This window comes from Stenotrophomonas sp. TWI1149, from assembly GCF_039673155.1.
Classification (GTDB): domain Bacteria; phylum Pseudomonadota; class Gammaproteobacteria; order Xanthomonadales; family Xanthomonadaceae; genus Stenotrophomonas; species Stenotrophomonas maltophilia_AA.
The window spans coordinates 213,373-239,779 of record NZ_JBDJLB010000005.1 but is presented as its reverse complement, the minus strand read 5'-3'; the positions used below and the strand labels follow the sequence as shown (position 1 = coordinate 239,779).

26 protein-coding genes are annotated in these 26,407 nt (G+C 65.9%); 19 read left to right on the top strand and 7 right to left on the bottom strand.

The genetic code is table 11. The annotated features are described in order from the left end of the window. On the bottom strand, positions 1-483 hold the full coding sequence (locus ABE424_RS08020) for a YajQ family cyclic di-GMP-binding protein (RefSeq protein WP_176988139.1): 483 nt from the start codon (positions 481-483) through the stop codon (positions 1-3). 78 nt (positions 484-561) lie between these two features. On the opposite strand from ABE424_RS08020, the gene ABE424_RS08015 reads away from it, so the two are divergent. From ABE424_RS08015 to ABE424_RS08005, 3 genes are all read left to right on the top strand, one after another. Continuing rightward, positions 562-1,458: a DMT family transporter gene (locus ABE424_RS08015; RefSeq protein ID WP_346492396.1), complete on the top strand. Its 897-nt coding sequence runs from the start codon at positions 562-564 to the stop codon at positions 1,456-1,458. A 142-nt stretch (positions 1,459-1,600) separates the two neighbouring features. Then, a complete protein-coding gene (locus ABE424_RS08010; protein ID WP_346492395.1) occupies positions 1,601-2,608 on the top strand; it encodes a methionine ABC transporter ATP-binding protein in 1,008 nt (335 codons plus the stop codon). Beyond that, positions 2,605-3,294, top strand: coding sequence for a methionine ABC transporter permease (locus ABE424_RS08005; RefSeq protein ID WP_179460011.1), 690 nt, complete (start codon positions 2,605-2,607; stop codon positions 3,292-3,294). Before ABE424_RS08010 ends, ABE424_RS08005 begins: the two co-directional genes overlap by 4 nt. Before the next feature lie 59 nt (positions 3,295-3,353). On the opposite strand, the gene ABE424_RS08000 is transcribed toward ABE424_RS08005, so the two are convergent. Continuing rightward, positions 3,354-3,965, bottom strand: a complete 612-nt coding sequence (locus tag ABE424_RS08000) for a lipocalin family protein (RefSeq protein ID WP_176988144.1) — start codon at positions 3,963-3,965, stop codon at positions 3,354-3,356. A gap of 203 nt (positions 3,966-4,168) precedes the next feature. Here ABE424_RS08000 and ABE424_RS07995 point away from each other — a divergent pair, with 203 nt between their 5' ends. Continuing rightward, positions 4,169-4,495 carry a hypothetical protein gene (locus ABE424_RS07995; protein ID WP_319211450.1) on the top strand — a complete coding sequence of 109 codons (327 nt, stop codon included), beginning with the start codon at positions 4,169-4,171 and terminating at the stop codon, positions 4,493-4,495. A 34-nt stretch (positions 4,496-4,529) separates the two neighbouring features. Further along, on the top strand, positions 4,530-6,626 hold the full coding sequence (locus ABE424_RS07990) for a prolyl oligopeptidase family serine peptidase (RefSeq protein ID WP_346492394.1): 2,097 nt from the start codon (positions 4,530-4,532) through the stop codon (positions 6,624-6,626). An 84-nt stretch (positions 6,627-6,710) separates the two neighbouring features. On the opposite strand, the gene ABE424_RS07985 is transcribed toward ABE424_RS07990, so the two are convergent. Further along, the gene (locus ABE424_RS07985; protein ID WP_346492393.1) at positions 6,711-7,907 is read right to left on the bottom strand and encodes a pyridoxal phosphate-dependent aminotransferase; all 1,197 of its coding nucleotides are present in this window, start codon (positions 7,905-7,907) and stop codon (positions 6,711-6,713) included. A 111-nt stretch (positions 7,908-8,018) separates the two neighbouring features. Between ABE424_RS07985 and ABE424_RS07980 the strand changes: the two genes are divergently transcribed. The 11 genes from ABE424_RS07980 to ABE424_RS07930 all read left to right on the top strand — a co-directional run bounded on the left by ABE424_RS07980 (position 8,019) and on the right by ABE424_RS07930 (position 17,638). After that, positions 8,019-10,136, top strand: a complete 2,118-nt coding sequence (locus ABE424_RS07980; RefSeq protein ID WP_346492392.1) for a S9 family peptidase — start codon at positions 8,019-8,021, stop codon at positions 10,134-10,136. Between the two features lie 97 nt (positions 10,137-10,233). Further along, a complete protein-coding gene (locus tag ABE424_RS07975; RefSeq protein WP_346492391.1) occupies positions 10,234-10,617 on the top strand; it encodes a YbaN family protein in 384 nt (127 codons plus the stop codon). 156 nt (positions 10,618-10,773) lie between these two features. Then, positions 10,774-11,019 carry a lipoprotein gene (locus ABE424_RS07970; protein ID WP_346492390.1) on the top strand — a complete coding sequence of 82 codons (246 nt, stop codon included), beginning with the start codon at positions 10,774-10,776 and terminating at the stop codon, positions 11,017-11,019. Continuing rightward, complete coding sequence (dapF, locus tag ABE424_RS07965; protein WP_176988151.1) at positions 11,012-11,866, top strand: diaminopimelate epimerase; 855 nt, start codon at positions 11,012-11,014, stop codon at positions 11,864-11,866. Before ABE424_RS07970 ends, dapF begins: the two co-directional genes overlap by 8 nt. Next, positions 11,863-12,540, top strand: a complete 678-nt coding sequence (locus ABE424_RS07960; protein WP_176988152.1) for a DUF484 family protein — start codon at positions 11,863-11,865, stop codon at positions 12,538-12,540. The genes dapF and ABE424_RS07960 overlap by 4 nt, the downstream gene beginning before the upstream one ends. Before the next feature lie 22 nt (positions 12,541-12,562). Beyond that, positions 12,563-13,453: a tyrosine recombinase XerC gene (xerC, locus tag ABE424_RS07955; RefSeq protein WP_346492389.1), complete on the top strand. Its 891-nt coding sequence runs from the start codon at positions 12,563-12,565 to the stop codon at positions 13,451-13,453. Between the two features lie 91 nt (positions 13,454-13,544). Beyond that, positions 13,545-14,096: an ATP-dependent protease subunit HslV gene (gene hslV / locus ABE424_RS07950; protein WP_019183676.1), complete on the top strand. Its 552-nt coding sequence runs from the start codon at positions 13,545-13,547 to the stop codon at positions 14,094-14,096. Between the two features lie 148 nt (positions 14,097-14,244). After that, positions 14,245-15,618, top strand: coding sequence for an ATP-dependent protease ATPase subunit HslU (gene hslU / locus ABE424_RS07945; protein ID WP_346477728.1), 1,374 nt, complete (start codon positions 14,245-14,247; stop codon positions 15,616-15,618). 223 nt (positions 15,619-15,841) lie between these two features. Continuing rightward, entirely contained in the window at positions 15,842-16,162 is a 321-nt protein-coding gene (locus ABE424_RS07940; RefSeq protein ID WP_346492388.1) for a hypothetical protein, read from the top strand. After that, entirely contained in the window at positions 16,159-16,668 is a 510-nt protein-coding gene (locus ABE424_RS07935; RefSeq protein ID WP_346492387.1) for a hypothetical protein, read from the top strand. The genes ABE424_RS07940 and ABE424_RS07935 overlap by 4 nt, the downstream gene beginning before the upstream one ends. 421 nt (positions 16,669-17,089) lie before the next feature. Continuing rightward, on the top strand, positions 17,090-17,638 hold the full coding sequence (locus tag ABE424_RS07930) for a hypothetical protein (protein ID WP_346492386.1): 549 nt from the start codon (positions 17,090-17,092) through the stop codon (positions 17,636-17,638). Positions 17,639-18,398: 760 nt separating this feature from the next. On the opposite strand, the gene ABE424_RS07925 is transcribed toward ABE424_RS07930, so the two are convergent. Continuing rightward, positions 18,399-19,067: a TetR family transcriptional regulator gene (locus ABE424_RS07925; RefSeq protein ID WP_346477724.1), complete on the bottom strand. Its 669-nt coding sequence runs from the start codon at positions 19,065-19,067 to the stop codon at positions 18,399-18,401. Positions 19,068-19,298: 231 nt separating this feature from the next. Between ABE424_RS07925 and smeD the strand changes: the two genes are divergently transcribed. The 3 genes from smeD to ABE424_RS07910 are packed head-to-tail and all read left to right on the top strand — an operon-like array spanning position 19,299 to position 25,026. After that, positions 19,299-20,477 (top strand): multidrug efflux RND transporter periplasmic adaptor subunit SmeD, encoded by a 1,179-nt coding sequence (smeD, locus tag ABE424_RS07920; RefSeq protein WP_070425967.1) that lies wholly within the window; start codon positions 19,299-19,301, stop codon positions 20,475-20,477. 12 nt (positions 20,478-20,489) lie between these two features. Then, complete coding sequence (smeE, locus tag ABE424_RS07915) at positions 20,490-23,636, top strand: multidrug efflux RND transporter permease subunit SmeE (protein ID WP_346492385.1); 3,147 nt, start codon at positions 20,490-20,492, stop codon at positions 23,634-23,636. Next, complete coding sequence (locus ABE424_RS07910) at positions 23,629-25,026, top strand: efflux transporter outer membrane subunit (protein WP_176988156.1); 1,398 nt, start codon at positions 23,629-23,631, stop codon at positions 25,024-25,026. The genes smeE and ABE424_RS07910 overlap by 8 nt, the downstream gene beginning before the upstream one ends. Positions 25,027-25,065: 39 nt before the next feature. On the opposite strand, the gene ABE424_RS07905 is transcribed toward ABE424_RS07910, so the two are convergent. The 3 genes from ABE424_RS07905 to ABE424_RS07895 all read right to left on the bottom strand — a co-directional run bounded on the left by ABE424_RS07905 (position 25,066) and on the right by ABE424_RS07895 (position 26,235). After that, complete coding sequence (locus tag ABE424_RS07905; protein WP_346477721.1) at positions 25,066-25,485, bottom strand: low affinity iron permease family protein; 420 nt, start codon at positions 25,483-25,485, stop codon at positions 25,066-25,068. Positions 25,486-25,561: 76 nt separating this feature from the next. After that, on the bottom strand, positions 25,562-25,894 hold the full coding sequence (locus ABE424_RS07900; protein ID WP_346492384.1) for a hypothetical protein: 333 nt from the start codon (positions 25,892-25,894) through the stop codon (positions 25,562-25,564). 62 nt (positions 25,895-25,956) lie between these two features. Then, positions 25,957-26,235, bottom strand: coding sequence for a hypothetical protein (locus tag ABE424_RS07895; RefSeq protein ID WP_346492383.1), 279 nt, complete (start codon positions 26,233-26,235; stop codon positions 25,957-25,959). Between the last annotated feature and the right edge of the window lie 172 nt (positions 26,236-26,407).

Below are 26,407 nucleotides of genomic sequence, written 5' to 3'. Positions count from 1 at the left end.
TCAATCGCGGAAATTGTCGAACTGCAGCGGAACCTCGAACGTCTCCTTCCTCAGCAGCGCCATCGCATCCTGCAGATCATCACGCTTCTTGCCCGTCACCCGCAGCTTGTCGCCATTGATCTGGCTGTCCACCTTCAACTTGGCCTCCTTGATCTTCGCCGCGATCTTCTTGGCCACCTTCTGCTCGATGCCCTGCTTGACCGTGATCTTCTGCCGCGCACCGGCCAGATTGGTCTCGATATCGCCGAACTCCAGGCACGCCGCATCGATCTTCCGCGCGATCAGCCGCTGGCGCAGGATGTCCGTCATCTGCTGCAGCTGGAAATCGCTCGGCGCGGACTGGCTGATCACGCTGTCTTCCAGCACGAACTTCGCGTCCACCCCCTTGAAATCGAAGCGCGTGGACAGCTCGCGGTTGGCCTGGTCGACCGCGTTGGTCAACTCGTGGATGTCGACTTCGGAAACAACGTCAAAAGAGGGCATGGGCAAACTCCAACGGGTGAATGCCCCCATTCTACCAAGCCACCATGGACGGGCCGGCCAAGCCGGCGATAATGGGCCATGAACACGCAGAAATCCCCCACCCGCGCTGTCGCCTGGATGCTGATCGCCGTCGCCTGCTTTTCGCTGATGGATGCCGGCATGAAGCAGCTGTCGGCCAGCTATCCGACCCTGCAGGTCACCTTCCTGCGCGGCGCGGCCTCGCTGCCGTTCGTGCTGGTCTGGGTCCTGGCCACCGCGGGCCCGCGCTCGCTGGTGCCCAAACGCTGGGTCCTGCACCTGCTGCGCGGCGTGCTGGGCATGGTGATGATCGGCTGCTTCGTCTACGCCCTGCGCAGCCTGCCGCTCTCCACCGCCTACACCATCTACTTCGTCGCCCCGCTGCTGATCGCCGCACTCTCCGTGCCCCTGCTCGGCGAGCACGTCGGCCCACGCCGCTGGATCGCCATCGGGATCGGCCTGATCGGCGTACTGGTGGTGCTGCGCCCCGGCGTCGGCGGCATCATCTCCTTCCCCGGCCTGATGGTGCTGCTCGCCGCCACCGCCTACGCCCTGGCCGCGATCACGGTCAGCATGCTGACCCGGACCGACACCCCGCAGTCGATGGTGGTGTGGTTCCTGGTGATCATGGCGGTCGGCGCCGGCCTGCTCGCGATCCCGGACTGGCAGCCGCTGCAGCTCGGCCACGCGGCGCTGATCGCCGGCATGGGCCTGGCCGGGGCAGGGGGCCAGGTCGCACTGACCCGCGCCTTCCAGCTGGGCGAAGCGTCGATGATCGCGCCGCTGGAGTACACCGGGCTGGTCTGGGTGATCGGCTGGGACCTGCTGTTCTGGGGCGTCCTGCCCGACCAGGTGACCTGGCTGGGCGCGGCGATCATCGTCGCCTCGGGCCTGTACCTGCTGCACCGCGAGCGGATCCGCCGGGTCCAGCCGCCCGGGCCGCTGGACCATCCCTGAGGCCGGCCGATGACCCGGGCCGGCCGGATCACGTTCCCTTAGAACCAAACGGAATATCATTCCGCGCAACCGCACGGGCCAGGGCCGCCCCGCGCTGGTAGGCTGCACGCCCCCTCCCGTCGATGCCCCGGTTGACCGCGAAGTGATCGAGTTCCAGCGCCTGCACAAATCCTATGCCGTCGGCGGCCGCGCGATTGCCGCGCTGCGGCCGCTCGACCTGACCATCGAGGCCGGCGAAGTCTTCGGCATCATCGGCCATTCCGGCGCGGGCAAATCGACCCTGATCCGGCTGATCAACCGGCTGGAGGAACCGACCGGCGGCCGCCTGCTGATCCACGGCGAGGATGTCACCGCGCTCGATGCCGAGGGCCTGCGCGTGCTGCGCCGGAAGATCGGCATGATCTTCCAGCACTTCAACCTGCTGTCCTCGCGCACCGTCGCGGCCAACGTCGCTTTTCCGCTGGAGCTGGCCGGTGCGCCGCGCGCGGAGATCGATGCGCGCGTCGACGAACTGCTGCATACCGTCGGCCTGGAAGCGCACGCCAGCAAGTACCCGGCGCAGCTGTCCGGTGGCCAGAAGCAGCGCGTCGGCATCGCCCGCGCCCTGGCCACACGCCCGCAGATCCTGCTGTGCGATGAGGCCACCAGCGCGCTGGACCCGCAGACCACCGCCTCGGTGCTCAAGCTGCTCGGCAGGATCAACCGCGAGCTGGGCCTGACCATCGTCCTGATCACCCACGAGATGGATGTGATCCGGCGTGTCTGCGACCGCGTCGCCGTGCTCGATGCCGGCCACCTGGTCGAAACCGGCCCGGTCACCGAGGTGTTCCTGCACCCGCAGCACCCGACCACCCGCCGCTTCGTCAACGAGTCCGAACAGGTCGACGAGGGCGAGCTGCACAAGGATTTCGAGGCCGTGGCCGGGCGTATCGTGCGCCTGACCTTCCTCGGCGCGGACACCTACGAACCGCTGCTGGGGCGCATCGCGCGCGAGACCGGCGTGGACTACAACATCCTGTCCGGCCGTATCGACCGGATCAAGGACACGCCGTATGGCCAGCTGACCGTGTCGCTGGTCGGAGGCGACGTACAGGCCGCGCAGGCGGGCTTCGTCGCCGCCGGTGTCCACCTTGAGGAGCTGCGCCGATGATCCTGGCTACCGCAGGCGGGTTCTTCCGCCATCTCGACGCCGGCAAATGGGCCGATATCGGCCAGGCCACGCTGGACACCCTGCTGATGCTCGGCGGTTCGCTGCCGCTGACGCTGCTCATCGGCCTGCCGCTGGGCGTGCTGCTGTTCCTGACCGGCTCGCCGCAGCTGCACCGCAAGCCGGTCCTGTACGGCTCGCTCGCATTGCTGGTGAACCTGCTGCGCTCGGTGCCGTTCATCATCCTGATGATCGTGCTGATCCCGCTGACGCTGTGGATGATGGGCACTTCGCTGGGGGTACGCGGCGCGATCGTGCCGCTGGTGATCGGCGCCGCGCCGTTCTACGCCCGCCTGGTCGAGACTGCGCTGCGTGAGGTGGACCGTGGCGTGATCGAAGCAACCCAGGCGATGGGCGCCACCACCTGGCAGCTGGTCACCCGGGTGCTGCTGCCCGAAGCGCGGCCGGGCCTGATCGCCGGCGCCACCGTCACCGTGATCGCCCTGATCGGCTTCACCGCCATGGGCGGTGCGATCGGCTCGGGGGGGCTGGGCGATCTGGCCTTCCGCGATGGCTACCAGCGTTCGCACACCGACGTGGCCCTGGTCACCGTGGTGCTGCTGCTGGTGCTGGTGCAGATCCTGCAGATGATCGGCGACCGCCTGGTGGAACACTACAGCCGGAAGTAACCGGCCGGTACCGACCGTGGGTCGGTGCGCCGCCCTGTGTTGCGGCCTGACCGCCGCCCTTAGCGGACGTTCGGCACTTCAAAGCCCAGCCGGTCCACCTGTTCGGGATGCTGCGGCACGCGCTTGAGCTTGTCGGTGTTGACCCCGTAATCGTCACGCAGGCGGGTCGCGAGTTCCTTGTAGAGCTCTTTGTCCATGTCCGGCTGGCGCGCGAAGATCCAGGCCATCTCACGGCCCGGGTAGCCCAGCATCGCCCACGAATAGTCCGGCGCGACTTCCAGCACGCGGGTGTGGGTCGGCACGATCTTGTAGAACCAGGTGCGCCAGTTGTGGTTGCCACTCTTCTCGTCCACCGAGGCGCGGACGGTCAGCTCCTGCTGCGGCTCGGAGAATCCATCGCGGTAGCGGTATCTGATCGACACCTTCTGGTCGCCGCGCAGCTGGAACTCGTTGACGCTGGCGACGTGGCCACGCTCGATCGGGTTCGGCACGCGGCCGATCACATACCAGGTGCCCATGAAGCGCTGCAGGTCGATCGGCGCACCGGCGCTGTCGACCGCGACCGGCGTCGGCGCGGGTTCCGGTTTGGTCTCATGGCGGAACGCACAGGCTGACAGCAACGCCAGCGAGGAGACCAACAGGACAGCGCGAAGCGGGCGGTTCGAAGACATGCGGCGGAAGGCTCCAGTGGCTGGCAGGGGCATGGTGGGTGGGACGGCGGAGAACGTCAATGGCGGCGCAGCGGTTGGGTGACCGATTCATCCAATCACGATGGCGGGCGTCCTTCCTGCCACGTCCCCGACGAGGTCGCAGCCCTTGAGATGGCAGCGCGGCAAGGTGACGCATCACTTTCGCACGGAGCTGTGTCATGACCCTGTCGTCTTCCCCGCGTTCGTCCGACCGTCCCGATCCCCGCGTGCTGCGTTGCGTCAGGCAGGCGGCGCTGGCCGGGCTGGCCCTGGTCCTGGTGTGGCCGGCCGCACGGGGCCACAGCGAGTGGATCGGCTGGCTGCCGCTGTGGCTGGCCGGCATGCCCCTGATGGCCTGGTGGAGCCTGCATCGCTTCCGTTTGCCGCTGGCCGGCCTGCTCGCCCGGAGCGCCCGCCGTCGCCGGGGGCCGCAGGCACGACGTCGCAGCCGCCCGCTGGCGCGTCCGGCCCGGCCTGACCTTCGACACGTGAGCCGCGGTCAGCCGGTGTGATAGCGTCCCAAGGCTATGACTGCCTGGAGCTGCAATGTCACGATTCGCTTCCGCCTGCCTGATGGCAGGTCTGATCTCCGCCGGTGCGGCGGGAACCGCCATGGCTGCTGACGCCCCGGCGGACACGTACGCCTGGCTTGAAGACGTCACCGGCGACAAGCCGCTGGCGTGGGTCAAGGAACAGAACGCCAAGTCCGAGGGTCGCCTGGCCACGACCCCGGCGTTCAAGCAGATGGAGACCAGCATCCGCGAGGTGCTCGACTCCGACGCCAAGATTCCCGGCGTGCAGAAGATCGGCGACTACTACTACAACTTCTGGAAGGACAAGCAGCACGAGCGCGGCCTGTGGCGCCGCACCACGCTGGCCGAGTACCGCAAGGCCTCGCCGCAGTGGGAAACCGTGCTGGACCTGGATGCGCTGAACAAGGCCGAAGGCGAGAACTGGGTCTGGCACGGCGCCGACTGCCTGCGTCCGGACTATTCGCGCTGCCTGATCGCGCTGTCGCGCGGCGGCGCCGATGCCGACGTCACCCGCGAGTTCGACCTGGCCAACAAGACCTGGATCAAGGACGGTTTCTTCCGCCCGGAATCCAAGGGTGGCCTGAACTGGATCGACCGCGACACCGTATTCGTCTACACCGATTTCGGCACCGGCACGATGACTACGTCCGGTTATCCGCGCGTGGCCAAGCTGTGGAAGCGCGGCACCCCGATGGCCTCGGCCTCGGTGGTCTACGAAGGCAAGCCCGATGACATGTACATCGCGGCCATGCACGACGATACCCCCGGCTACGAGCGCAACCTGGTCAGCCGCACGCTGGCCTTCTACAACAACGAGCTCTACCTGCGCGCCGACGACGGCACGCTGACCAGGATCGATGCGCCGAACTCGGCGGAGAAGGGCCTGCGCAAGCAGTGGCTGACCCTGGAACTGCGCGAACCGTGGACCGTGGGCGGCAAGACCTACGCCGCCGGCTCGCTGCTGGCCACCAAGCTGGACGACTATCTCGCCGGCAAGCGTGACTTCGACGTGCTGTTCGCCCCGACCGACACCACCTCGCTCGCGGGCACCAGCTGGACCCGGAACCACCTGGTCCTGAACGTGCTGGACGACGTCAAGAGCCGCCTGAGCGTGCTGACCCCGGGCGACAGCGGCTGGAAGACGAGTGCCTTCACCGGCGCGCCGTCGTTCGGCACCGTGGCTGTCAGTGCGGTCGATGCCGATGACAGCGATGCGGTGTGGATGACCGTCACCGACTACCTGACCCCGACCACCCTGGCCATTGCCGAGATCGGCAAGCAGCCTGAAGTGCTCAAGACCATGCCGACATTCTTCAACGCCGACGGCAAGGTGATCGAGCAGCACTTCGCCACCAGCAAGGATGGCACCCGCGTGCCGTACTTCGTGGTGCACGGCAAGGACATGAAGCTGGACGGCTCCAATCCGACCCTGCTGTACGGTTACGGCGGCTTCGAAATCTCGCTGACCCCGTCCTACTCCGGTGGCATGGGCCGCGCATGGCTGGAAAAGGGCGGCGTGTACGTGGTCGCCAACATCCGTGGGGGTGGCGAGTACGGCCCGCGCTGGCACCAGGCGGCGCTGAAGCAGAGCCGTCACAAGGCCTATGAAGACATGGCCGCGGTCGCCCGTGACCTGGTCAGCCGCAAGATCACCTCGGCCAAGCACCTGGGCGTGCAGGGCGGCAGCAACGGTGGCCTGCTCACCGGCAACATGCTGACCCAGTACCCGGAGCTGTTCGGTGCGGTCGTGGTGCAGGTCCCGCTGCTGGACATGAAGCGCTACAGCCACCTGCTGGCCGGCGCCTCGTGGATGGCCGAATACGGCAATCCGGACACGGCCGACTGGGACTTCATCAAGACCTTCTCGCCGTACCACCTCTTCGACGCCAGCAAGACCTACCCGCCGGTGCTGTTCACCACCTCCACGCGCGATGACCGCGTGCATCCGGCGCATGCGCGCAAGATGGCCGCGAAGATGATCGACGCCGGCAAGGACGTGACCTACTACGAGAACATCGAAGGCGGTCATGGCGGCGCGGCGAACAACGCGCAGGCCGCGCACATGCAGGCGCTGGCCTACAGCTTCCTGTGGGAGCAGCTGAGCAAGTAACGACGCCTCCGGGTGGTGGGGCGTCGAGTTGGCCTCACCCCATTTATGCGCCGCGCAGCAATGCGCGGCGTTTTTTTTGGCCGATCAACGCACCCACGTTTCCAGCCCATGGGCGATCCGCCGCACGGCTTCTTCCAGCCGCGGAACTTCCTGCGTGTACGCCAGGCGCACATGCTCGTTCGCACGGTGGTGCCCGAAGTCCAGGCCCGGCGTGAACGCCACATGCTCGGTCTCGAGGAAATGCGCGCAGAACGCCTGCGCATCATCGGTGAACGCACTCACGTCGGCGTACAGATAGAACGCGCCTTCCGGTTCCACTTCGATGCGGAAGCCGAGCGCGCGCAGCGCCGGCAGCAGGTAATCGCGACGCTCGCGGAACGCCGCACGACGCTGCTCGAAGATCGCGATCGAGTCCGGCTCGAAACAGGCCAGCGCCGCATGCTGGGCGATGCTCGAGGCGCTGATGTACAGATTCTGCGCCAGCTTCTCCAGCTCACGCACCGCCTGCGGTGGCGCGACCAGCCAGCCCAGGCGCCAACCGGTCATCCCGTAGTACTTCGAGAAACTGTTGAGCACGAAGGCTTCGTCATCCACCTGCAGTACGCTGGCCGCGCCCATGCCGTAGGTAAGGCCGTGGTAGATCTCATCCACCACCAGGTGCCCGCCGCGCGCCTTCAACGACTGCGACAGCGCTGCCAGCTGCGCCGCGGAGAGCACGGTGCCGGTGGGGTTGGCCGGGGAGGCGACCAGCGCACCGACACTGTCGGCGTTCCACTGCCGTGCCACCAGCTCCGGCGTCAGCTGGTAGGCCGTCTCCGGGCCGACCGGCACCAGCTGCGCGGCGCCCTCCACCAGCCGCAGGAAGTGCCGGTTGCACGGATACCCCGGATCGGCCAGCAACCAGTGCTTGCCCGGATCCACCAGCAGGCTGCTGGCCAGCAACAGGGCGCCTGACCCACCCGGGGTCACCAGGATGCGCTCCGGGTCGATCTGCACCTGGTAGCGATCCCGGTAGAACCCGGCGATCGCCTCGCGCAGCGCGGGCAGGCCGCGGGCCGCCGTGTAGCGCGTATGGCCGGCCGCCAGCGCTGCCTGGCCGGCGCGTACGATCGGGGCGGCGGTGGTGAAGTCCGGCTCGCCGATCTCCAGATGGATCACGTCGTGGCCGGCCTGCTCCAGCGCCTGCGCGCGGGCCAGCAGCGACATCACGTGGAAGGGTTCGATTTCCTGGCTGCGGCGGCTGTAGCCGGTGCCGGTGGGGGGCGTGCGGGAAGTGTCCATGGCCTGATGATAGGCGCAGTGACCAACGACAGGCTTGCTGCTGGCCCACCCGCCGGCACAGACTGCAGGAACACGGACGCCATTGCATTCCCCCGCCAGGAGCCCTATCTCGTGAAACCCGCCCTTTGTTTACTGGTTGCCAGCCTCATGACCTCCAACGTGCACGCCGCCCCCGCGCTGACCCCGCCTGACGCCGAGAAGCACCCGCACACGGTGAAGGCTCCCTTTGGCGCGACCCGCAGCGATGAGTACTACTGGCTGCGCGACGACAAACGCGAAAACACGAAGATGCTGGCCTACCTGAACGCGGAAAACGCCTACACCGATCAGGTCGTCGCCCCGCTCAAGCCGCTCGAAGACACCCTGTACCAGGAGATCGTCGCCCGCATCAAGCAGGACGACGCCAGCGTGCCCTCGCGTGACCGCGGCTACTGGTATTACACCCGCTTCGAAACCGGCAAGGACTACCCGATCCAGGCGCGCCGCAAGGGCAGCATGGAGGCGCCGGAGGAAATCCTGCTCGACATCAACACGATGGCCGAAGGCAAGGGCTACTTCAACGTGGGCGATGCCGATGTCAGCCAGGACAATCACCTGCTGGCCTGGGCCGAGGACGATGTCGGCCGCCGCCAGTACGTGATCCGCTTCAAGGACCTGCGCACCGGCGAAGTGCTGCCGGACCGCATCGAGAACGTCTCGCCCAACGTGGTCTGGGCCGACGACAACCGCACCCTGTTCTATGTCGAGAATGATCCGGAAACGCTGCTCACCGTGCGCGTCAAGAAGCACGTACTGGGCACCCCGGCCAGCAGCGACGTGCTCGTGTATGAAGAAAAGGACGACAGCTTCTACATGGGCGTCGGCCGCACCCGCGATGACCGCTTCCTGACCATCGAACTGCACAGCACGGTCAGCTCGGAAACGCGCTACGCCCCGGCCGCCGATCCGCAGGCGTTCACGGTGCTGGCGCCGCGTGCGCGTGACGTCGAATACGACGCCGACCACTTCAATGGCCGCTGGGTGATCCGCACCAACGATGCGGACGCGAAGAACTTCAAGCTCGTCACCGCGCCCAGCGATGCCACCGCGCGCAGCCAATGGAAGGACTGGGTCGCGCACGATGACGCCGTGCTGATCGAGGGCTTCGAACTGTTCGACGGCTTCACCGCGATCGCCGAGCGCTCCAACGGCCTGGAGCGCGTACGCCTGCTGTTCCCGGACGGTCGCCAGGACTACGTCAAGGCAGACGAGCCGGCCTACTCGATGGGGCTGGCCGCCAACAGCGAGCACGACACTCCGTGGCTGCGTTACGCCTACACCTCGCTGACCACGCCGACCACCACCTACGAGCTCAACACCGTCACCGGCGAACGCCGCCAGCTGAAGCAGCAGCCGGTGATCGGTTACGACCCGTCGAAGTACACGACCGAACGCGTGTGGGTCACCGCCCGCGATGGCGTCAAGGTGCCGGTGTCGCTGGTCTACCGCAACGGCTTCAAGAAGGACGGCACCGGCGCGCTGTACCAGTACGCCTACGGCAGTTACGGTATGTCGATGGACCCGGGCTTCAACCAGACCGTGGTCAGCCTGCTGGATCGCGGCGTGGTGTATGCCATCGCCCACATCCGCGGCGGCCAGGAAATGGGCCGTGCGTGGTACGAGGACGGCAAGCTGCTCAAGAAGCAGAACACGTTCAACGATTTCGTCGATGTCACCCGTGAGCTGGTCCGCCAGGGCTATGCCGCCAAGGATCGTGTCGCCGCCTCCGGTGGCAGCGCCGGTGGACTGCTGATGGGCGCGGTCGCCAACCAGGCCCCGCAGGACTATCGCGTGATGGTCGCCCAGGTGCCGTTCGTCGATGTGGTCACCACCATGCTCGACGCCAGCATCCCGTTGACCACCAACGAGTACGACGAGTGGGGCAATCCGGAGCAGCGCGAGTACTACGACTACATGCTCACGTACTCGCCGTACGACAACGTCAGCAAGCAGGCGTATCCGGCCCTGTTCGTCGGCACCGGCCTGTGGGATTCGCAGGTCCAGTACTGGGAGCCGGCCAAGTGGGTGGCCAAGCTGCGCGATGACAACACCGGTCATTTCCCGATCGTGTTCCGCACCAACATGGAAGCCGGCCACGGCGGCAAGTCCGGTCGCTTCCAGCGTTACCACGAGTTGGCCGAGTCGTACGCGTTCGTGCTCGACCAGCTCGGCGTCACCCAGACCCCGTAACGCCGGCTGCTGCTGCACGCTGTACGCCGACGACCCCGTGTCGTCGGCTGCCGCAGGCGGGTGCGTGGTTTCCGAAGCGCCGGCTGAGCGGGGACGGGTGCGTTTCCGCTGGGCGTGGTGGCTGCTGGCCTATGTCAGCCTGGGCACCGGCATCGTCGGCATCTTCGTGCCGGGCCTGCCCACCACGGTGTTCATCCTGATCTCGGCCTGGGCCGCCTCGCGCGGTTCCGAGCGCCTGCACAACCGCCTGCTGGCGCACCCGCAGTTCGGTCCGGCGATCCGCAACTGGCAGGCGCATGGCGCGGTCAGCCGCCGCGGCAAATGGATGGCGAGCCTGACCATGGCCGTGTGCGCGGGCATCATGCTGTGGTGCGTGCCGGTCGCGTGGGTGAAATGGCTCTCCATCGGCAGCATGGCCTGCGTGGCGCTGTGGCTGTGGACCCGGCCGCTGCCGCCAGGAGACACGCACCGACCCCGGTAGTGCCGGCCGCTGGCCGGCCCCCATGAGCCCGTCAGGATGTGCGGGGAGCCGGCCAGCGGCCGGCACTACCGGGGTGCCTCCACGGGTGTGATTTCCGCGCTGCCCGTTCATCCAGCCAGCACCCAAGCGCTCAAACACCGCGGCTATACTCGGAGGATGAAGACATCCCCCCGTACCCTCATCTCCCTGACGCTGGCCGCCTCGGCGCTGCTGGTGCTGTCGGCCTGTGGCAACAAGGGCCCGCTGGTCCTGCCGCAGAAGCCGGTCCCGGTCGAAGAACAGCTGGTCGAACCGGCTGCCGACGATGCCACGCCGCCGGCCGCCAATGCCGATACCGATTCCCCGGTGGTTCCCGATCCCGTCGACGCCCCGGCGCTGAAGGCCAATGACGGGAATGAGTAAGTCGAACACCTCCGCGGCGCTGCGCTTCACCAAGATGCATGGGGCCGGCAATGATTTCGTGGTGTTGGACCTGCGCGATGGCAGCGCGCCGCCGGACGCTGCGCTGGCCGCGCGTCTGGCCGATCGCCACACCGGCGTGGGCTGCGACCAGATCCTGACCATCGAGCCGCCCAAGGCGGAAGGCTCGGTCGCCTCGTATCGGATCTGGAATGCCGATGGCAGCAGTTCCGAGCAGTGTGGCAACGGCGCGCGCTGCGTGGCGGCCTGGCTGGTGCGTGATGGCGCAGCGACCGGCAGCACCTTCGCGATCGACAGCCCGGTCACCACGCATGCGGTCGAACGCCTGGGCGACGACCAGTACGCGGTGGCCATGGGCGTGCCGCGTTTCGAGCCGGAGAACGTGCCGCTGATCGGCTTCGCCCGCGCCCGCGAGGAGTACCTGTTGCCGTTGCAGGGCGACACGGTGCGCTTCGGTGCGGTGTCGATGGGCAACCCGCACGCCGTGATCGAAGTGGGCCTGGTCGATGCCGCCCCGGTCGAGCGCCTGGGCCCGTTGCTGCAGCAGCACGCCTCGTTCCCGAAATCGGTCAACGTCGGTTTCGTGCAGGTGCTCGGCCCGCAGCACGCGCGCCTTCGCGTGTACGAGCGCGGTGCCGGCGAAACCCTGGCCTGCGGCAGTGGCGCCTGCGCCGCGGCCGTGGTGATGATGCAGCGCGGTCGCCTGCAGCGCGATGCGACGATGTCGCTGCCCGGCGGTGACCTGCGCATCCGCTGGCCGGCCGATGATGCACAGATCGTGATGTCCGGACCCGCAGCCTTCGTCTTTGATGGGGAGTGGAACGCATGAGCGAGACCGCCGAGAAAATCGGATCGCATGAAGTAGCCGCCTGGCTGCGTCGGCATCCGACCTTCCTGAAGCAGTTCCCGGACCTGGCCCTGACCCTGGTGGTGCCGCGCGATGACGGCCCCACCGCGTCGCTGGCCAGCTACCAGCTGGAAGTGCTGCGCGACAAGAACCGTGAGCTGTCGCGGCGGCTGGCCGATCTGGCCACCAACGCGCAGATCAACGAGCGCTTGGCCGTGCGCACGCACCAGCTGACCCTGGCATTGATGAAACAGGACTCGGCGGCGGACACCCTGCGGGCGATGGCCGCCTCGCTGGAAGAGGATTTCGCCGGTGATCTGGTCCGGCTGATCGTGCTGCATCCGATCGCCGGGCTGGAACAGGCGCCGTGGCTGCAGGTGATCGAGGAGAGCAGCCCGTTGCTGGGCGTGTTCCGCGATTGCCTGAAAGACGGCGAACCGATCTGCGGCCGCCTGCAGCCGGAAAAGAACACCGTGCTGTATGCCGGCCGCGCGGAAGAAGTGCAGTCCAGTGCGTTGCTGCCGCTGCCGGGTGTCGGCCTGATCGCGGTCGGCAGTCATGACGGCAATCGGTTCTACCCGGGCATGGGCACGCTGTTCCTGCGCATGATGGGCGAGTCGCTGGTCGTTGCCCTGCAGCGTTTCCCGTCGCCCTGATCGCCCATCGAGCGGAGTCGTCGTGAGTACCGCGCAGGACTTCCTGTCGCATCTGCAGGTGGAGCGCCGCATGTCGGCGCACACCCTGGATGCCTATCGCCGTGACCTGGACGCCCTCGCGGCGTGGTCGGACGGGCAGGGGACCGTCATCGACACGCTGGACAGCGCGCACTTGCGCCAGTTCATCGCCGCCGAACACCGCCGTGGGTTGTCGCCCACCTCGCTGCAGCGTCGGCTTTCGGCGTGCCGCAGTTTCTATGCGTGGCTGCTCAAGCACCACCGCATCGCCGCCAATCCGGCCACGGGCCTGAAAGCGCCCAAGGCACCGCGCAAACTGCCGCAGGTGCTCGATGCCGATGAAGCCGTGCAGCTGGTCGAACTGCCGACCGACGCCCCGCTCGGCCTGCGTGACCGCGCGCTGCTGGAACTTTTCTATTCCTCCGGACTGCGCCTGAGCGAGCTGTGCGCGCTGATCTGGCGCGACCTGGATTTCGATACCGGCCTGGTCAACGTGCTGGGCAAAGGCAACCGCGAACGCCGCGTGCCGTTCGGCTCGCACGCGCGCACCGCGCTGCAGGGCTGGCGGGCCGAAAGCGGCGGCGCGGCGACCGCACCGGTATTCCCCGGGCGCAAGGGAGGCCCCATCACCCAGCGCGCCGTGCAGATCCGCATCCGCCAACTGGCCCAGCGCCAGGGCCTGTTCAAGCACGTGCACCCGCACATGCTGCGGCACAGTTTCGCCAGCCACATCCTGGAATCCTCCGGTGACCTGCGCGGCGTGCAGGAGCTGCTCGGCCATGCCGATATCGCCACCACGCAGATCTACACCCATCTGGACTTCCAGCACCTGGCCAAGGTCTACGACGCCGCGCACCCGCGTGCCAAGCGCCGCAAGAGCGGCAACGAAAGCTGAATCGATCCGCTGCGGCATCCGGGCGCAGGGCGGGGCGGGTTGAAGCGTCGGGCAGAGACCCCACCTCAGTCTTTGTCACCCCGGAGGCTCCATGGACCCCAGTCAGAACCCCAACGTATTTCATGCCACCACCATCATCTCGGTGCGGCGCAACGGACATGTCGCCGTCGCCGGCGATGGCCAGGTCACGCTCGGCCACACGGTGATGAAGGGCAACGCCCGCAAGGTGCGCCGTCTGGGTCGCGAGGGCCAGGTGCTGGCCGGTTTCGCCGGTGCCGCCGCCGATGCCTTCACCCTGTTCGAGCTGTTCGAGGCCAAGCTGGAAAAGCATGGCCAGCTGCAGCGTGCCGCGGTGGAACTGGCCAAGGACTGGCGCACCGAGCGCCGCCTGGGCAAGCTCGAAGCGCTGCTTGCCGTCGCCGACAAGGACACTTCGCTGATCATCAGCGGCACCGGTGATGTGATCGAGCCGGAAGACGGCATCATCGCGATCGGTTCCGGGGGCTCCTATGCCCTGTCGGCCGCCCGCGCGCTGATGGCGCACACCGAACTGGACGCCCGCACGATCGCCACCGAGTCGATCAACATCGCCGGCGACATCTGCATCTACACCAATCGCAACGTGGTGGTCGAGGAGCTTTGACCCGACGGGTCAACGCTCGGTAGAGCCACGCCATGCGTGGCTGCGGTATCCGGTCAGCCACGCATGGCGTGGCTCTACCGCAGCGTTACGTCGCTGCCAGGCAGGCCGGTGATACGACATTCCACCCCATATCCTCGTGAGCACACCCATGCCGCACAAGATTGAAGTTTCTTCCGCCACCATGACCCCGCGCGAGATCGTGCAGGAACTGGACCGGCACATCGTCGGCCAGCACGACGCCAAGCGCGCGGTCGCCATCGCGCTGCGCAACCGCTGGCGCCGCATGCAGCTGCCGGCCGAGCTGCGCAACGAAGTCATGCCCAAGAACATCCTCATGATCGGCCCGACCGGCGTCGGCAAGACCGAGATCGCGCGTCGCCTGGCCACGTTGGCCAATGCGCCGTTCGTCAAGGTCGAGGCCACCCGTTTCACCGAGGTCGGCTACGTCGGCAAGGACGTGGAGCAGATCATCCGCGACCTTGCCGATACCGCGGTCAAGCTGTATCGCGAGCAGGCCAAGGTGCGCGTGCGCACCCAGGCCGAAGAGCGCGCCGAAGACCGCATCCTCGATGCGCTGCTGCCGCGGCGCAGCACCGGTATCGGCTTCGATGCCGACGCCGCGCGCAATGAGCCGTCCGCGCAGGACAACGAGACCCGCATCAAGTTCCGCCGCATGCTGCGCAACGGTGAGCTGGACGAGCGCGAGATCGAACTGGAAGTGTCGGCCAACGTCAGCATGGACATCATGACCCCGCCGGGCATGGAAGAAATGGGCCAGCAGCTGCGCCAGATGTTCTCCAGCATGGGCGGCGCGAAGGCGCAGAAGCGCACGCTGTCGATCAAGGCCGCGCGCCCGCTGCTGATCGAGGAAGAGGCCGGCAAGCTGGTCAACGAAGACGACATCCGCAGTGCGGCGATCGAGGCCTGCGAGCAGCACGGCATCGTGTTCATCGATGAGATCGACAAGGTCGCCAAGCGCGGCGACAACGTCGGCGGTGGCGATGTCTCGCGCGAAGGCGTGCAGCGCGATCTGCTGCCGCTGGTGGAAGGCTCCAACGTGTCCACCAAGTACGGCACGATCAAGACCGACCACATCCTGTTCATCGCCTCCGGTGCGTTCCACCTGGCCAAGCCCAGCGATCTGATCCCGGAACTGCAGGGTCGTTTCCCGATCCGGGTGGAGCTGGGGGCGCTGAGCAAGCAGGACTTCGTGCGCATCCTGACCGAGCCGAAGGCCGCGCTGACCAAGCAGTACGAAGCGCTGCTGCAGACCGAAGGCGTCTCGATGAAGTTCACCGTCGACGCGGTGGACCGTCTGGCCGAGATCGCCTTCCAGGTCAACGAGCGCCAGGAAAACATCGGCGCGCGTCGCCTGCACACCGTGCTGGAGCGCCTGCTGGATACGCTGAGCTATGAGGCCCCGGACCGCGATGGCGAGACCATCAGCATCGACCAGGCGTATGTCGATGCGCATCTGGGTGAGCTGGTGCAGGATCCGGACCTGAGCCGCTACATCCTGTAACGGTGGGTGGTATGAACTGAAAGGGCGGCACTTCGGTGCCGCCTTTTTTTGTTGGCTCGGCGTGGGTGAGGTTGCGGGCAATCCACGGGTACCGGCCGTTGCCCGGTAGCCTCATGCATTTCGGCGAACAGCCCTTTGCCGGCGGTTACCTGGCTTTGGCGGGACGATGCGGGTTTGCGGGGGACGCCGTGAACCCGTCCTTGGGGGCTTGGTCGCAGCATCGATGCTGATCATATCCCCGCAAACTGGTCCCGACCCGCCTTTCATAGTGTGGCGTTGCCACGGGAGAAGCGGGGGCAACGTCAACGGCGTTATTCAGGCTCTAGAGTCACCGGGCGAACTGAAAATGAACGGCCGCCTGGTTGCCCAAGACGGAGACACTGCAAAGGCCGCATTCGGCGTCCATGGATTCGCTGGCCATGGAAACGCAGAAAACCTTAGGATGGACTCCGCCGCAGGTGCCGAGAGCATGGCAAGTGATCGTGCCGTAGAGATACTTTCCAAAGACGAAGAGCTGCTGGTCAAGCCAAGGATCGAAAGATGACATTTCCTACAGTGCTCGCAACCCTCTTTGCGGTGGCTAACGCCCAGTCCGTTCTCCCACAGCATGGTGGGGTCGCAGGTCAATATCGCTATGAAAGCGTCTCAGATCTATCCTTCGAAACCTCCGTGATCACAATTGATCTGGACAAGAAGACGCTTGTTTACCCCGCGACAGTGACCGAAATGGAAGCGTGTCCTGCCAATCGCAGCCGGTGCTTCAAGACAACGCGGATGAGTTTCTGCGCACCGACCGATCCGGAGATGCGCGCGAAGGAATGGGAGTGCGGAGATGGGGATCTCATTTTCGAGCTAGAGGGCGAGCGTACGTTGCGCATACTTGGCGACGAGATCCACACCTTCGTGATTTCACGCCATGGGACCGAGTACTTCTATAGCCCTGAACGCGGGCTTGTGATGTTTAGGTTCGTCAACCAGCCTATCTCCGAGGTGTACTGGTCTGTAGACGGGCGAGGGTTTGGATCTGACGATTCCGCGGCCTCGAAGTAGGTATCTTGATCGGGGCCGTATGAACGACACGCATCTGAAATCGGAGCTGAAAAAGCTGGATGCAGCATCGAAGCTCAAAGCACACGCCCAGCCATAGCCGCCAGCTACTTCGCCGAGAAAGCAATCCCCCTGCAGAAAGCGTCTGGGCGAGAGGTCTTCGCCAACATGGAAGAGCGGCACTCAACCGACTTTCGAGTGGTTGATTGGACCGGCGGTGACAGCCCGAACTCCGCTCCTTTTGTTAGATATACTGGGAATTACACTTGGAAGGCGATGCTACACACGCACTCGGAGGCAAATCTTCATAGTGGAAACGGCGCATACGCGACGGGAGGAAAATTTTACTATGTCGGTATCACTGACGATCACGATATTGCGCGCGCATTCGGCGCAAAGATAGACAGCTACGTGGCCAGGCCTGATGGAAAAGTTGTATGGTTTGACCAAAAAGGCTGGAGAAAGGCCGGCGTTTCATCAGGCGGGGAGAAGGTTTATGCAGGTCATTTCGAGAAAGTGCTTTAGCGCTGCTTCCGCGGTCGCTGTTGCTACTCTTGCAGTCGGCTTTGCATGTGGATACGCGTCGACCCCGGTAAAGCACAACCAGTGCAACATTGAGGAGCAGCGGGCTGGGAAAGCTGTCTGCGGCACACCTTTGACAAGGCTGATCGTCGCCCCTGGCGATTTTGAAGGATTGAGGGTAGAGACCAGCGGATTCATGCTCTATGAAGGCGTGAAAGGAGTTGTCTTCTATCCATCTGATTCCTTGCCCAACAGAACCGACGCATATAGCTGCATCGTAGTGTGGTCAGATAATTCAAATATTGACTGGTCCACGCCGGGGCCTGAACATGGAGTTTACTTCGCCACCGTTGTGGGGACGGTTAGCCTTTCTGACCGTCGAAGAACCTGCTCAGCAGAACTTACCGGAGCGGAAGTCTCAGATGTTTCTGTTGTCCAGCTGCATAAATGAGAAATGCTCCCGCCTTCCATGAGGGACTCGATACTGGTCCCTACAAGGTGCAGATCATGATTGAAACAGCCGCATCAGCTGCGATCTCCGGGATGTTGACACGGACATCGTCTAATGCGAACTGACTGCCATGCCAACGGAATGACAGCGTCAGGGAGCCCGACACCTGCCGGTCAATCGTCAAGCGTTACATCGAGGAGACCCGGGGATGGAGGGTATCCAAGTACACCGTTCGGAAACTCAGAGGGGGGGGCATGCGGCACATGAGCAGGCAGAAGCATTGGAATTCCGGACTCACCCCCACTGTCCGATTCGGAGAACCGGCAGCTGTCTTCGGGAACCTGCATCGTGGGATTGGAGAAATGCAGCTAGGTCATGATTGAGGCGGCACGCAGGGAGTGCAGTGACCATTGATATCGGATTCGGCGGTTCCGGGGTCATGCGTTATCGGGCGCTGAGGGCTTCACTGCAGTCGTCTTGCGACCGACTCTACCGCTGCAATTCGGTGCCTTTGATCTTCCGTGGTCACCGACCACCTATCGAAGGCCGGCCGGGGCGGGTTTGCGGGCCGTCTAAAACATGGATGTTTTTGACGATCCTCCATGGACGGGTTCACGGCGTGTCCCGCACACCCTGCAGCGGACGGCCAAACCCACGGAACCGATGCCCACCGGCTGTTCGCCTGAATGCATGAGGCTGCCGGGCAGAGCCCGGCACCCAGGGAACCCATGCAATCCGAGGAGCCGGCCAGCGGCCGGCACTACGCCTCGTCGTCGGTCGGCAGCGCCGTCGGCGGGGCGCCCGGCGTGAATACACCCGGTTTGACGAAGGCGCTGAAGATCGCATCCAGCGTCTGCATGCCGTCGCGCTGGATCTCGAACAGCTCAGGCTCCAGCATGGCGCTGTACAGCACGCCGGTCAGGCTGGTGCTGACGATCCGCGCCACGGTTTCGGCATCCACGTGGTCGCGCAGCTGGCCCAGCTCGCGCGCGCGCTCGAGCGCGGCGGCGATGATCGCCAGCTCCTCGCGGGATGCCTCGCGCTGCAGTTCCTGCATCGCCTGGCTTTCCACCGACAGATCGTTGCGCAGCATGATTTCCATCATGTTGCGCAGCCGCTCGTCCTCGGCCAGCTCCCGGAACGACACCAGCAGCGCCGAACGCAGGTCCAGGATCGGCGTGCTGCGCTTGGCCGAGGTGGTGCGGCGCATCCGCTCGATGAAGGGCACGCGCTCGCGGTCGATCATCGCGGTCAGCACTTCGGCTTTGTTCTTGAAGTGCCAGTACACCGCGCCGCGGGTAAATCCGGCGCGCGCGCCGATCATCGCCAGGCTGGTGCCGGCGACCCCGTATTCATGGAAACAGACCTGGGCCGCGTCGAGGATGCCCTCGCGGGTGGCCTGGGCCTCTTCTTTGGTTTTTCTGGCCATTGCGCTGTGCAGTTGCTGGATGAAACCGGCCTGAATTGTACCGCTTTACAAACAAACATGCATGTATGTATATTTGCGCCCCACTGATCCTCAGCGAGGACTGCCTGCAGATGCCGGCGGGTCTCGTCCCGGATATTTGCCGTTATTTGCTGCCTGTTTGTCGTCATTCTTCGCTTTTATCGGAAGTTGGGCTGCAGGCGCGCCCTTTTCCGTCTGCGAGCCCCTACCGCCATGTCCAGAACCCCGTACCGTCTTCTCGCGCTGTCCCTCGCGATCGCCCTGACTGTGTCCGCCTGTGGCGGCGGTGAGCAGGAGGGTCCGCAGGGCGGCCCCGGCCAGGTCACCGTGGCCACCCTGAAGGCCGAGCAGGTCGGCCTGACCCGTGAGCTGCCGGGCCGCACCAATGCCTTCCTGGTCGCTGAAGTGCGCCCCCAGGTCAACGGCATCGTGGCCAAGCGGCTGTTCACCGAAGGCGGCCTGGTCACTGCGGGGCAGCCGCTGTATCAGCTCGATGACGCCAGCTATCGCGCCCAGGCCAACAGCGCCCGTGCCCAGCTGGCCCGCGCCGAAGCGACCGCGAATGCCGCACGCCTGAGCGCCAGGCGCATCGGCGAGCTGGCCAAGGTCGAGGCGGTCAGCACCCAGGACAACGAGAACGCGATCGCCGCGCTGAAGCAGGCCGAGGCCGATGTCGGGGCCGCACGTGCCTCGCTGGACGCCGCCAACGTGACGCTGGGTTATGCCCGCATCACCGCGCCGATCAGCGGCCGGATCGGCAAGTCCTCGGTCACCCAGGGCGCGCTGGTCAGCGCCGGGCAGGCTGAAGCGCTGGCGACCGTGCAGCAGTTGAACCCGATCTATGTCGATCTGACCCAGTCCGCGAGCGAGTTGCTGCAGCTGCGCCGCGAACTGGCCAGCGGCCGCCTGCAGGACAACCAGACCCTGCCGGTGACGATCCTGCTCGACGACGGCACCGAGTTCGACCACAAGGGCACGCTGGAATTCTCCGAAGTCAGCGTCGACCCGACCACCGGCAGCTACGCGCTGCGGGTCAAGGTCGAGAACCCGGATCAGGTGCTGATGCCGGGCATGTACGTGCGTGCCCAGGTCGGCAGCGGCGTGCGCGAGAACGCGATCCTGGTGCCGATGCAGGGCATCGCCCGCGATCCCAAGGGCGATACCAGCGCCATGGTGGTCGGCAAGGACGACAAGGTCGAAGTGCGGCAGGTCAAGGTCAGCCGTTCGCTCGGCGACAAGTGGCTGGTGGAAGACGGGCTCAAGGCCGGTGACAAGGTCATCGTCGAAGGCCTGCAGAAGATCCAGCCGGGCATGCCCGTGCAGGCCACCGAAATGGGCGCGGCCCCGGCCAAGCCGGCCGCCGCGCCGGCGGCTCCCGCCGCCCAGCAGTAACCGGAGAATTCCATGGCACGTTTTTTCATTGATCGCCCCATCTTCGCGTGGGTGATTGCGATCATCATCATGCTCGCCGGTGGCCTGGCGGTGCTCAAGCTGCCGGTGTCGATGTACCCGGAAGTGGCACCGCCGGCCGTCGAGATCAGCGCCAACTATCCGGGTGCATCGGCCAAGGTGGTCGAGGACTCGGTGACGCAGATCATCGAGCAGAACATGAAAGGCCTGGATGGCCTGATCTACTTCTCCTCCAACAGCTCCTCCAATGGCCAGGCCACGATCACGCTGACCTTCCAGAGCGGCACCGACCCGGACATCGCCCAGGTGCAGGTGCAGAACAAGCTGCAGCTGGCGATGCCGCTGCTGCCGCAGGAAGTGCAGCGCCAGGGCATCAACGTGGCCAAGTCGAGCAGCGGCTTCCTGCAGGTGCTCGGCTTCGTGTCTGAAGACGGCAGCATGGATGCCAACGACATCTCCGATTACGTCGGTTCCAACATCGTCGATCCGCTGAGCCGCGTGCCGGGCGTGGGCAACATCCAGGTGTTTGGTGGCAAGTACGCCATGCGCATCTGGCTGGACCCCAACAAGCTGCACACCTACAAGCTGTCCACCGCCGAAGTGATCGCCGCGATCACCGCGCAGAACGCGCAGGTCGCCATCGGCCAGCTCGGCGGCGCGCCGTCGATCAAGGGCCAGCAGCTCAACGCGACCATCAACGCGCAGGACCGCCTGCAGACCCCGGAGCAGTTCCGCAACATCATCGTGCGCAGTGCGCAGGACGGTGCCGAACTGCGCCTGGCCGACGTGGCCCGGGTCGAGCTCGGTGCGGAATCGTACGACTTCGTGACCCGTTACAACGGCAAGCCGTCCTCGGGTATCGCGATCACCCTGGCCACCGGCGCCAACGCGCTGGCCACCGCCAACGGCGTGCGCGCCACCCTGGATGAAATGGCCCCGAACTTCCCGGCCGGCCTGAAGGCGGTGGTGCCGTATGACACCACGCCGTTCGTGCAGGTCTCGATCAAGGGGGTCATCAAGACCCTGATCGAAGCCATCGTGCTGGTGTTCCTGGTGATGTACCTGTTCCTGCAGAACTTCCGCGCGACCCTGATCCCGACGATCGCGGTGCCGGTGGTGCTGCTGGGCACGTTCGGCATCCTGGCCGCGCTGGGCTTCTCGGTGAACATGCTGACCATGTTCGCGATGGTGCTGGCGATCGGCCTGCTGGTCGATGACGCGATCGTGGTGGTGGAGAACGTCGAGCGGATCATGTCCGAGGAAGGACTGTCGCCGCTGGAAGCCACGCGCAAATCCATGAGCCAGATCACCGGCGCGCTGGTCGGCATCGGCCTGGTGCTGTCGGCGGTGTTCGTGCCGATGGCGTTCATGAGCGGTGCCACCGGCGTCATCTACCGCCAGTTCTCGGCCACGATCGTTTCGGCGATGGCGCTGTCGGTGCTGGTCGCGATCGTGCTGACCCCGGCGCTGTGCGCGACCATGCTCAAGCCGCTCAAGAAGGGCGAACACCACGTGGCCCACAAGGGCTGGTCGGGCCGCTTCTTCAATGCATTCAACCGCGGTTTCGACCGTTCCAGTACCGGCTACCAGCGTGGCGTGCGCGGCATCCTCGGCCGTCCGTGGCGCTTCATGGGCGTGTTCGCCGCCCTGGCGCTGGTGATGGGCCTGCTGTTCATGCGCCTGCCCAGCTCGTTCCTGCCCAATGAAGACCAGGGCATCCTGATGGCGCTGGTGCAGACCCCGGTCGGTGCAACCCAGGAACGCACGCTGGAATCGATCGACAAGCTCGAAAAGCACTTCATGGAGAACGAGGCCGACGCGATCGAGTCGATCTTCTCGGTGCAGGGCTTCAGCTTCGCCGGCATGGGCCAGAACGCGGGCATGGCCTTCGTCAAGCTCAAGGACTGGAAGGACCGTGATGCGGACCAGGGCGCGATGCCGGTGACCGGTCGCGCGATGGCCGCGCTGGGCGGGATCAAGGATGCCTTCATCTTCGCCTTCCCGCCGCCGGCGATGCCGGAGCTGGGTATCGGCTCGGGCTACACCTTCTTCCTGAAGGACACCAGCGGTGCCGGTCACCAGGCGCTGCTGGACGCACGCAACCAGCTGCTCGGCATGGCCGGGCAGAGCAAGCTGCTGGCCAACGTGCGCCCGAACGGCCAGGAAGACACGCCGCAGCTGCGCATCGACATCGACGTCGGCAAGGCGAGCGCGCTGGGCCTGTCGCTGGAGGCGGTCAACACGACGCTGGCGGCGGCCTGGGGCAGCAGCTACATCGATGACTTCATCGACCGCGGCCGGGTCAAGCGCGTGTATGTGCAGTCCGATGCGCCGTTCCGCATGAACCCGGAAGACTTCAACCTGTGGTCGGTCAAGAACACCGCCGGTGAGATGGTGCCGTTCTCGGCCTTCGCCAGCCAGCGCTGGGACTACGGTTCGCCGCGCCTGGAACGCTACAACGGCGTGTCCGCGATGGAGATCCAGGGCGAGCCGGCCGCGGGCGTGGCCTCGGGCGATGCGATGAACGAAGTGGAGAAGCTCGCCAAGCAGCTGCCGGCCGGTTTCGACATCGAGTGGACCGCGCTGTCCTACCAGGAACGCCAGGCCGGTTCGCAGACGCCGCTGCTGTACACGCTGTCGCTGCTGATCGTGTTCCTGTGCCTGGCCGCACTGTATGAAAGCTGGAGCGTGCCGACCTCGGTGCTGCTGGTGGCCCCGCTGGGCATCCTCGGCGCGGTGCTGGCCAACACCATGCGTGGCATGGAGCGCGACATCTACTTCCAGGTGGCGATGCTCACCACGGTCGGCCTGACCAGCAAGAACGCGATCCTGATCGTGGAGTTCGCCAAGGAAAACCTGGAGAAGGGCGCCGGCCTGATCGAGGCGACGATGCACGCCGTGCGCGACCGTCTGCGCCCGATCATCATGACCTCGCTGGCCTTCGGCCTGGGCGTGCTGCCGCTGGCGATCGCCTCGGGTGCCGGTTCCGGCGCACAGCAGGCCATCGGTACCGGCGTGCTCGGCGGCATGCTGGTCGGCACGGTGCTGGGTGTGTTCTTCATCCCGCTGTTCTTCGTGGTGGTGCAGCGCGTGTTCAATCGCAGGAAATATGGCAAGAACGCAGGAGGTTCCGATGCGTAAGCCCTTGATGGCCAGCCTGGCGCTGGCCGTGAGCCTGGTGCTGTCCGGCTGCTCGACCCTGGAGCCGCGCAGCACCGAAGTCGCCCCGGCGATTCCCTCGCAGTGGCCTGCCACCGCCACCGCAGGAGCACAGACCGCAACGGCCGACGTCGCCGACATCGGCTGGCGCGACTTCTTCGTCGATCCGCGCCTGCAGGCGGTGATCACCCAGTCGCTGGACAACAACCGCGACCTGCGCGTGGCCGTGCTCAATGTCGAGCGCGCCCGGGCGCAGTACCGGATCCAGCGCGCCGATCGCGTGCCGGCCATCGGCGTGCAGGGGCAGATGACCCGCAGTGGCGGCGATGCCCCGGTGACCGAGCAGTTCAGTGCCAACCTCGGCGTGGTCGAGTTCGAACTGGACCTGTTCGGGCGCGTGCGCAATCTGAGCCAGGCTGCGCTGCAGCAGTACTTCGCCGAAGCGGCCAACCGCCGCAGTGCGCAGCTGTCGCTGGTCGCCGAGGTGGCCAACGCATGGCTGACCCTGGGCGCCGACAGCGAACAGCTGCGGATCGCCCAGGCGACGCTGGCAACCTATGAGGACTCGCTGCGCCTGACCGAGGCGCGTCGTCAGCTCGGCGGCGCCTCGGCGCTGGAACTGAGCCAGACCCGTACCCTGGTGGAGACCGCGCGCACGGATGTGGCGCGCTTCGCCGGGCAGGTCGCGCAGGATCGCAATGCGCTGGTGCTGCTGGCCGGTGGGCCGATCGATGCGTCCCTGCTGCCGCAGGCCGAGGTGACCGACGTGGCCAGCGTGCGTCCGCTGCCGGCCGGCGTGCCGGGCGACGTGCTGCTGCGGCGACCGGACGTGATGGCCGCCGAGCACGTGCTGCTGTCGGCCAACGCCAACATCGGCGCGGCGCGCGCGGCGTTCTTCCCGTCGATCAGCCTGACCGGCAACATCGGTTCGGCCTCGTCGGAGCTGTCGGGTCTGTTCGACAGCGGCACGCGGGTGTGGAGCTTCATTCCGAAGCTCAATCTGCCGATCTTCCAGGGCGGCAAGCTGCGCGCGAACCTGGGCATGGCCACCGCCGATCGCGACATCGCGCTGGCGCAGTACGAAAAGGCGATCCAGTCCGGCTTCCGCGAGGCCGCCGATGCGCTGGCATTGAACGAGAGCCTGGATGCGCAGCTGTCTTCGCAGCAGGCGCTGGTGGCCGCGGCGGAGCAGGCGCAGCAGTTGTCGCAGGCCCGCTATGACGCCGGCCTCGACAGCTTCCTGACCTTGCTGGATGCGCGGCGTACCGCGTACACCGCACGCCAGTCGCTGGTCAGCACGCAGCTGGCGCAGCAGTCCAATCAGGTGGCGTTGTACAAGGTGCTCGGCGGCGGTTGGCACGAGCGCGGCTGAGGGATCACGGGTGCGGCCACGCGGTCGCACCCGTGCCGGTCACGGATCATCGGCCCGGCCATCGCCGTGGCAGCGCCGCGCGCGGTCCAGCGCATTGCCGGCTTCGCGTGCCATCCGTTCGTACTCGCGACGGATTTCTTCCAGCCGCTCTTCATCGAGCTCCTCGAGATCGAGCAGTTCGTTGTTGGCGTCCTTGGTGGCGCGGATCAGTTCATCGAGCTTGATCTGGATCGCGGCGGTGTCCGCGTTCTGGCTGTGCTGGATCAGGAACACCATCAGGAAGGTGATGATGGTGGTACCGGTGTTGATCACCAGCTGCCAGGTGTCATTGAACTTGAAGACCGGGCCGCTCAGGGCCCAGATGACCACGATCGTCACCGCCGCCAGGAAGGTCCACGGCGTTCCCGCCGCATAGGACGCCTTCTTGGCGACAAGATTGAAGAGACTGCGCAGTTTCATGAGGCACGACAGGTGGGAGCCGAGGTGCCTGCATCATTGGTGGCGCGCCGTGCAGGCGCTGTGCAGCCGGCGCGGGTCAGGCGCGGGCGTGCAGCCGCGGGCGCGAGGACAGGTCATGGCGGCCGGCATGGTAGACGTGTTCCCAGCACTGGTCGACGAACTGGCGTGCCTGTTCTTCGGACAGGCGCGGCATGATCTGCAGCGCGTAATGGGTCTGGAACATTTCATCGCGCTGCTCATCGCTGGCACGCGGTTGCGTGATCAGCGAATCGCAGGCGAATTTGATCCACGGCACGTAATGGCCGAACGAGCCCGTCCCGAGGTTGCCGTCGGCATGAAGCTGGCGCCAGTGGCTGACTTCGGCGTCGACATCGATGACGGCAGGGATGGAGATCTGGGCGGAAGACATGGTCACTTCAGTCTGGGAAGAAGGGAATCTGGATGATGGCGTAGGGCGCGGTGCAAGCGATGTCATGGCGATGTGGAGCCTGTGTGGCGGCGTTGGCTGCGGTGTTCGCCCAGCAGATGCGCGTGGTGGACCACGCCGAGGCGTTCGGCCAGGGTGGCCAGCCGGTTGCAGACCGCGACGCGGTGATGGGGATGGCGCCGCGTCAACTCATCCTGGATCGCCTGGTAGGCATCCCAGAAAGGCGCGGCGTTGTGGTGGCGTGCGTAATGCACCTGCAGTCTTTCCCACGCGTCCATCAACGCAGGTTCGACGGAGGAGGTGCGGCGGGTTTGGGCATGCATGACGTCTCCTCGACGATGGTGCCCCCTGTGCAACCACCTTAAGACGTTCATGCAGCAGCGTTGTTAGCACCGTGTGTTCGCAGTGTCCGGCAGCGGTCGACGGCGCGTGACGGCGCCACGCGCAGACACCCGCGGCACAGGGGCCTGCACCCTGGCCGTGTCACTGAAGCAT

What these genes read in the sequence shown, in the direction of transcription:
- ABE424_RS08020 (WP_176988139.1), bottom strand. Translation starts at nt 483, where the DNA reads ATGCCCTCTTTTGACGTTGTTTCCGAAGTCGACATCCACGAGTTGACC.
- ABE424_RS08015 (WP_346492396.1), top strand. Translation starts at nt 562, where the DNA reads ATGAACACGCAGAAATCCCCCACCCGCGCTGTCGCCTGGATGCTGATC.
- ABE424_RS08005 (WP_179460011.1), top strand. Translation starts at nt 2,605, where the DNA reads ATGATCCTGGCTACCGCAGGCGGGTTCTTCCGCCATCTCGACGCCGGC.
- ABE424_RS08000 (WP_176988144.1), bottom strand. Translation starts at nt 3,965, where the DNA reads ATGTCTTCGAACCGCCCGCTTCGCGCTGTCCTGTTGGTCTCCTCGCTG.
- ABE424_RS07990 (WP_346492394.1), top strand. Translation starts at nt 4,530, where the DNA reads ATGTCACGATTCGCTTCCGCCTGCCTGATGGCAGGTCTGATCTCCGCC.
- ABE424_RS07985 (WP_346492393.1), bottom strand. Translation starts at nt 7,907, where the DNA reads ATGGACACTTCCCGCACGCCCCCCACCGGCACCGGCTACAGCCGCCGC.
- ABE424_RS07970 (WP_346492390.1), top strand. Translation starts at nt 10,774, where the DNA reads ATGAAGACATCCCCCCGTACCCTCATCTCCCTGACGCTGGCCGCCTCG.
- dapF (WP_176988151.1), top strand. Translation starts at nt 11,012, where the DNA reads ATGAGTAAGTCGAACACCTCCGCGGCGCTGCGCTTCACCAAGATGCAT.
- ABE424_RS07960 (WP_176988152.1), top strand. Translation starts at nt 11,863, where the DNA reads ATGAGCGAGACCGCCGAGAAAATCGGATCGCATGAAGTAGCCGCCTGG.
- hslV (WP_019183676.1), top strand. Translation starts at nt 13,545, where the DNA reads ATGGACCCCAGTCAGAACCCCAACGTATTTCATGCCACCACCATCATC.
- hslU (WP_346477728.1), top strand. Translation starts at nt 14,245, where the DNA reads ATGCCGCACAAGATTGAAGTTTCTTCCGCCACCATGACCCCGCGCGAG.
- ABE424_RS07940 (WP_346492388.1), top strand. Translation starts at nt 15,842, where the DNA reads ATGCTGATCATATCCCCGCAAACTGGTCCCGACCCGCCTTTCATAGTG.
- ABE424_RS07935 (WP_346492387.1), top strand. Translation starts at nt 16,159, where the DNA reads ATGACATTTCCTACAGTGCTCGCAACCCTCTTTGCGGTGGCTAACGCC.
- ABE424_RS07930 (WP_346492386.1), top strand. Translation starts at nt 17,090, where the DNA reads ATGGAAAAGTTGTATGGTTTGACCAAAAAGGCTGGAGAAAGGCCGGCG.
- ABE424_RS07925 (WP_346477724.1), bottom strand. Translation starts at nt 19,067, where the DNA reads ATGGCCAGAAAAACCAAAGAAGAGGCCCAGGCCACCCGCGAGGGCATC.
- smeD (WP_070425967.1), top strand. Translation starts at nt 19,299, where the DNA reads ATGTCCAGAACCCCGTACCGTCTTCTCGCGCTGTCCCTCGCGATCGCC.
- smeE (WP_346492385.1), top strand. Translation starts at nt 20,490, where the DNA reads ATGGCACGTTTTTTCATTGATCGCCCCATCTTCGCGTGGGTGATTGCG.
- ABE424_RS07910 (WP_176988156.1), top strand. Translation starts at nt 23,629, where the DNA reads ATGCGTAAGCCCTTGATGGCCAGCCTGGCGCTGGCCGTGAGCCTGGTG.
- ABE424_RS07905 (WP_346477721.1), bottom strand. Translation starts at nt 25,485, where the DNA reads ATGAAACTGCGCAGTCTCTTCAATCTTGTCGCCAAGAAGGCGTCCTAT.
- ABE424_RS07900 (WP_346492384.1), bottom strand. Translation starts at nt 25,894, where the DNA reads ATGTCTTCCGCCCAGATCTCCATCCCTGCCGTCATCGATGTCGACGCC.
- ABE424_RS07895 (WP_346492383.1), bottom strand. Translation starts at nt 26,235, where the DNA reads ATGCATGCCCAAACCCGCCGCACCTCCTCCGTCGAACCTGCGTTGATG.